1 tRNA gene and 2 rRNA genes are annotated in these 3,279 nt (G+C 48.3%); all 3 read right to left on the minus strand.

The annotated features are described in order from the left end of the window. Positions 1–53: 53 nt before the first annotated feature. A 5S ribosomal RNA gene (gene rrf, locus BM361_RS16785) occupies positions 54–161 on the minus strand. 88 nt (positions 162–249) lie between these two features. Then, positions 250–3,074, minus strand: a 23S ribosomal RNA gene (locus tag BM361_RS16790). A 127-nt stretch (positions 3,075–3,201) separates the two neighbouring features. Beyond that, a tRNA-Ala gene (locus BM361_RS16795) sits at positions 3,202–3,275 on the minus strand. Positions 3,276–3,279: the final 4 nt, after the last annotated feature.

Here is a 3,279-nt window from a genome sequence, read left to right on the forward strand (position 1 = left end):
TAGATTTCGGGTATAAAAAAACCCTTTATCGTAGTGATAAAGGGTTTTCTAAAAGAAGGCGGCGACATACTCTCCCACTTTCGTAGTACCATCTGCGCTGGTGGGCTTAACTGCTCTGTTCGGAATGGGAAGAGGTGAGCCCCACCGCTGTAACCACCTTAAGTCTTTGATTGACTTGTAGCCAACTCTAATAAGGTAACATATTGAGATAAAAATTATAAGTTTTAGCAACAAAAGAAAAAGAATCAGTACATAAGCTTACGGGTAATTAGTACTACTCGGCTACCTGCATTACTGCACTTGCACCTATAGCCTATCAACGTTGTCATCTCCAACGACCCTTTAAAGAAATCTCATCTTGTGGCGGGTTTCGCGCTTATATGCTTTCAGCGCTTATCCCTTCCGAACATAGCTACGCTGCAATGCCCTTGGCAGAACAACAGCCACACCAGAGGTTCGTCCAACTCGGTCCTCTCGTACTAGAGTCAGGTCCACTCAAATTTCTAACGCCCACAGTAGATAGAGACCGAACTGTCTCACGACGTTCTGAACCCAGCTCGCGTGCCACTTTAATGGGCGAACAGCCCAACCCTTGGGACCTTCTCCAGCCCCAGGATGTGACGAGCCGACATCGAGGTGCCAAACCCCCCCGTCGATGTGAGCTCTTGGGGGAGATCAGCCTGTTATCCCCGGAGTACCTTTTATCCTTTGAGCGATGGCCCTTCCATGCGGAACCACCGGATCACTATGCTCTGCTTTCGCACCTGATCGACTTGTAGGTCTCTCAGTCAAGCTCCCTTATGCCATTGCACTCTACGCACGGTTACCAAGCGTGCTGAGGGAACCTTTAGAAGCCTCCGTTACACTTTTGGAGGCGACCACCCCAGTCAAACTACCCACCACGAACTGTCCTTCCCGAAGGAAGTTAGGCTTCAAATAAGCGAAGGGTTGTATTTCAACAATGACTCCACAACACCTGGCGATGCTGCTTCAAAGTCTCCAACCTATCCTACACATCACTTATCCAAAGTCAATACGAAGCTATAGTAAAGGTTCACGGGGTCTTTTCGTCCCACTGCGGGTAATCGGCATCTTCACCGATACTACAATTTCACCGAGCTCATGGCCGAGACAGTGTCCAGATCGTTACACCATTCGTGCAGGTCGGAACTTACCCGACAAGGAATTTCGCTACCTTAGGACCGTTATAGTTACGGCCGCCGTTTACTGGGGCTTCAATTCAATGCTTCTCCGAAGATAACATCTCCTCTTAACCTTCCAGCACCGGGCAGGTGTCAGGCCCTATACTTCATCTTTCGATTTCGCAGAGCCCTGTGTTTTTGATAAACAGTCGCCTGGACCTCTTCACTGCGGCCCCACCGGAGTGGGGCGACCTTTCTCCCGAAGTTACAGGTCTATTTTGCCTAGTTCCTTAGCCATGAATCTCTCGAGCGCCTTAGAATACTCATCCCAACCACCTGTGTCGGTTTACGGTACAGGCTGCATAACTCGCTTTTCTTGGAAGTCGGTCCGCTGGATTATCACCTTGGCCGTAGCCTCAGTGTACTATCGTATCCTTTCAGATACTTCAACGTGCTATTCCATCAGCACGCACCAACATTTCACCTTCGTCACTTTTATTGTTATGCAGGTACAGGAATATTAACCTGTTGTCCATCCACTACCCCTTTCGGGTTCGCGTTAGGCCCTGACTAACCCTCAGCTGATTAGCATAGCTGAGGAAACCTTGGTTTTTCGGCGTGCGGGTTTCTCGCCCGCATTATCGTTACTTATGCCTACATTTTCTTTTCTATACGCTCCAGCATACCTCGCAGTACACCTTCAACGCCCATAGAATGCTCCCCTACCACTTGTATTAATACAAATCCATAGCTTCGGTGGTATACTTATGCCCGATTATTATCCATGCCCGATCGCTCGACTAGTGAGCTGTTACGCACTCTTTAAATGAATGGCTGCTTCCAAGCCAACATCCTAGCTGTCTAAGCAATCAGACCGCGTTTTTTCAACTTAGTATACACTTGGGGACCTTAGCTGATGGTCCGGGTTCTTTCCCTTTCGGACTAGGACCTTAGCACCCTAGCCCTCACTGCTAGTAAACATTTTATAGCATTCGGAGTTTGTCAGGAATTGGTAGGCGGTGAAGCCCCCGCATCCAATCAGTAGCTCTACCTCTATAAAACTTAACTAACGCTGCACCTAAATGCATTTCGGGGAGTACGAGCTATTTCCGAGTTTGATTGGCCTTTCACCCCTACCCACAGGTCATCCCAAGACTTTTCAACGTCAACGGGTTCGGGCCTCCACTGTGTGTTACCACAGCTTCACCCTGCCCATGGGTAGATCACTCGGTTTCGCGTCTACTACTACTAACTATAACGCCCTATTCAGACTCGCTTTCGCTACGGATCCGTACCTGAAGTACTTAACCTTGCTAGCAACAGTAACTCGTAGGCTCATTATGCAAAAGGCACGCCGTCACCCCAATGGGGCTCCGACCGCTTGTAAGCGTATGGTTTCAGGTTCTCTTTCACTCCCTTATTCAGGGTGCTTTTCACCTTTCCCTCACGGTACTGGTTCACTATCGGTCTCTCAGGAGTATTTAGCCTTAGCGGATGGTCCCGCCAAATTCAAACAGGGTTTCACGTGCCCCGTCCTACTCAGGATACTGCTACCAGTAACACATCTTACCAATACGGGACTATCACCCTCTTCGGTTCCTCTTTCCAAAGGATTCTTATTCAATATGCACCAGATATCGCAGTCCTACAACCCCAATATTGCCGTAACAACATTGGTTTGGGCTATTCCGCGTTCGCTCGCCACTACTAACGGAATCACTATTGTTTTCTTCTCCTCCGGGTACTTAGATGTTTCAGTTCTCCGGGTTTGCCTCCTTGCGGATACTATACCTTCAGTATAGTGGGTTGCCCCATTCGGATATTTGCGGATTAACATGTGTGTGCCACTCCCCGCAACTTTTCGCAGCTTACCACGTCCTTCTTCGCCTCTGAGAGCCTAGGCATCCCCCATACGCCCTTATTTAGCTTATTGTACTTTTTGCTGTATTACACTATAAAGCATAATACCGTATTCTTTGATTCTATTCTACTTGTTTTTGCTTTTCTCGTATATCTTTATCTCAATATGTCAATGAACTTTTTCGCTTCTCAGCGATCGTGGAGAATATCGGAGTCGAACCGATGACCTCCTGCGTGCAAGGCAGGCGCTCTAGCCAGCTGAGCTAATCCCCCGTCT

Origin of the sequence: Zhouia amylolytica, from assembly GCF_900116365.1 — a bacterium.
GTDB lineage: Bacteria > Bacteroidota > Bacteroidia > Flavobacteriales > Flavobacteriaceae > Zhouia > Zhouia amylolytica.